Annotated in this window: 2 tRNA genes and 2 rRNA genes (1 of these 4 only partly in view); all 4 read left to right on the top strand. The window is 43.9% G+C overall.

Going from position 1 to position 3,259, the window contains the following annotated elements:
* The first annotated feature begins 351 nt into the window (after positions 1-351).
* Positions 352-1,873, top strand: a 16S ribosomal RNA gene (locus J8M14_RS22900).
* A gap of 184 nt (positions 1,874-2,057) precedes the next feature.
* A tRNA-Ile gene (locus tag J8M14_RS22895) sits at positions 2,058-2,131 on the top strand.
* Between the two features lie 154 nt (positions 2,132-2,285).
* Positions 2,286-2,359 (top strand) — tRNA-Ala (locus J8M14_RS22890).
* 227 nt (positions 2,360-2,586) lie between these two features.
* Positions 2,587-3,259 (top strand): 23S ribosomal RNA (locus J8M14_RS22885) (it continues 2,151 nt past the right edge of the window).
* The 16S and 23S rRNA genes sit together here with 2 tRNA genes alongside, the layout of an rRNA operon.

The following is a 3,259-nucleotide window of genomic DNA, read 5'->3' as shown; positions in this document are numbered from 1 at the left end:
AGATTAGGTTAAAAAAACTTTTTAAAAATAAATTTAAAAAAGTTTTGGTGGTTAGAAAGAGGGTTGTATATTTGCACCCGCTTTGAGAGAGAAGCGAAGTTCATAGGAATAAATTATACTGGAGTGTGGGTGTTTTTAGGGCATTTTTTAGGGTTCGATTCCTTAGGTAATTACAAGAGTATATTCGGATTATTAATAGTGATCTGAGGTACGAGAAAGTTCATAGACATATTGATTGACAGCGCGTATTTGATTAGAAATAATTAGATGCAAAGATATTAAAGACTAGAATCATTTATAGAGATACGATTATAATTCCGTTGTGTTATTTTGAAACATATTTAAGAATACACGATGAAGAGTTTGATCCTGGCTCAGGATGAACGCTAGCGGCAGGCTTAACACATGCAAGTCGAGGGGTAACATTGTTGCTTGCAACAGATGACGACCGGCGCACGGGTGCGTAACGCGTATAGAACCTACCTTTTAGTGAGGGATAGCCCAGAGAAATTTGGATTAATACCTCATAGTATGTTGATTTGGCATCAGATTAACATTAAAGATTTATTGCTAAAAGATGGCTATGCGTTCTATTAGCTAGTTGGTATGGTAACGGCATACCAAGGCTACGATAGATAGGGGTCCTGAGAGGGAGATCCCCCACACTGGTACTGAGACACGGACCAGACTCCTACGGGAGGCAGCAGTGAGGAATATTGGACAATGGAGGCAACTCTGATCCAGCCATGCCGCGTGTAGGAAGACTGCCCTATGGGTTGTAAACTACTTTTATAGAGGAAGAAACGCCATTACGTGTAGTGGTTTGACGGTACTCTACGAATAAGGATCGGCTAACTCCGTGCCAGCAGCCGCGGTAATACGGAGGATCCAAGCGTTATCCGGAATCATTGGGTTTAAAGGGTCCGTAGGCGGGTCAGTAAGTCAGTGGTGAAAGTTTTCGGCTCAACCGGAAAATTGCCATTGATACTGCTGGTCTTGAATCATTATGAAGTGGTTAGAATGTGTAGTGTAGCGGTGAAATGCATAGATATTACACAGAATACCGATTGCGAAGGCAGATCACTAATAATGTATTGACGCTAAGGGACGAAAGCGTGGGTAGCGAACAGGATTAGATACCCTGGTAGTCCACGCCGTAAACGATGGTTACTAGCTGTTCGGACTTCGGTCTGAGTGGCTAAGCGAAAGTGATAAGTAACCCACCTGGGGAGTACGTTCGCAAGAATGAAACTCAAAGGAATTGACGGGGGCCCGCACAAGCGGTGGAGCATGTGGTTTAATTCGATGATACGCGAGGAACCTTACCAGGGCTTAAATGTAGTATGACAGGTTTAGAGATAGACTTTTCTTCGGACATATTACAAGGTGCTGCATGGTTGTCGTCAGCTCGTGCCGTGAGGTGTCAGGTTAAGTCCTATAACGAGCGCAACCCCTGTTGTTAGTTGCCATCGAGTAATGTCGGGAACTCTAGCAAGACTGCCGGTGCAAACCGCGAGGAAGGTGGGGATGACGTCAAATCATCACGGCCCTTACGTCCTGGGCCACACACGTGCTACAATGGCCGGTACAGAGAGCAGCCACTTGGTGACAAGGAGCGAATCTATAAAGCCGGTCACAGTTCGGATCGGAGTCTGCAACTCGACTCCGTGAAGCTGGAATCGCTAGTAATCGGATATCAGCCATGATCCGGTGAATACGTTCCCGGGCCTTGTACACACCGCCCGTCAAGCCATGGAAGCTGGGGGTACCTGAAGTCCGTCACCGTAAGGAGCGGCCTAGGGTAAAACTGGTAACTGGGGCTAAGTCGTAACAAGGTAGCCGTACCGGAAGGTGCGGCTGGAACACCTCCTTTCTAGAGATTGCCTTTAAGGCATTCAAGAAATGATACGATGGAATGTATCTTTATAGGTTTTAGTCTTTAAAGCTGTCGATTAATTTAGTGATTGAGTATTTGAGAGGTTGAGTATTTGAGATTTGTTTTTGCTATTAATAGCACACTCACAGACTCACTATCTCACTGACTCACTGACTAACAAAGTCTCATAGCTCAGCTGGTTAGAGCGCTACACTGATAATGTAGAGGTCGGCAGTTCGAGTCTGCCTGAGACTACGAAGCAGCACAGCTGCAATTTTTAAGTTCAAGGTTTTAAATTTTGAGTTTAAAAAAAGTTCATTGAATATATATTGAAAAGGAAATTCTAGAAGATAGAGTTTAAGTCACATTATTCGTAATTCTAAATTCGTAATTCTGAATTTCAGATAATGGGGGATTAGCTCAGCTGGCTAGAGCGCCTGCCTTGCACGCAGGAGGTCACCGGTTCGACTCCGGTATTCTCCACGAGGATTTAAAGTTTTAGGTTCTGAGTTTTAAGTGTTGAGTAATTTACTTAACCTATATAACTTATAATTTAACACTTCCAGACCGTTCATTGACATATTGATTTAAGAAATACGAGCATTGATTGTTCTTTAAGGAGACAATCGATGAATAATAAAAGAGGTTTATGATAATTTAGTTACTTTATTATCATAGGCAAAAACTAAAAGAGCAAGTTAAAGCAAGACGCATAAGCTAATTAAGGGCGTATGGGGAATGCCTAGGCTCTCAGAGGCGATGAAGGACGTGATAAGCTGCGAAAAGCTGCGGGGATTGGCACATACAAATTGATCCGCAGATATCCGAATGGGGCAACCCGGCATGTTGAAGACATGTCATCCGTAAGGAGGCGAACCCGGAGAACTGAAACATCTAAGTACCCGGAGGAGAAGAAAACAATAGTGATTCCGTTAGTAGTGGCGAGCGAACGCGGATTAGCCCAAACCTGTAATGTTACGGCATTGCAGGGGTTGTAGGACTACAATATAAGATGTGTAATGAATTAGAATTAGTTGGAAAGCTAAGCCATAGACAGTGATAGCCTGGTATAAGTAAAGATCATTGATTTAGTAGTATCCTGAGTAGTGCGGGGCACGTGTAACCCTGTATGAATCTGTGGGGACCATCCCATAAGGCTAAATACTCCTGAGAGACCGATAGTGAACCAGTACCGTGAGGGAAAGGTGAAAAGAACCCTGAATAAGGGAGTGAAAAAGATCCTGAAACCATACGCTTACAAGCGGTCGGAGGCTTCGGCTGACGGCGTGCCTTTTGCATAATGAGCCTACGAGTTACTTTTACTAGCAAGGTTAAGCACTTCAGGTGCGGATCCGTAGCGAAAGCGAGTCTGAATAGGGCGAT

This window comes from Aquimarina sp. MMG016 (assembly GCF_018100805.1).
Classification (GTDB): domain Bacteria; phylum Bacteroidota; class Bacteroidia; order Flavobacteriales; family Flavobacteriaceae; genus Aquimarina.
This window is presented reverse-complemented; position numbering and strand designations above follow the sequence as displayed.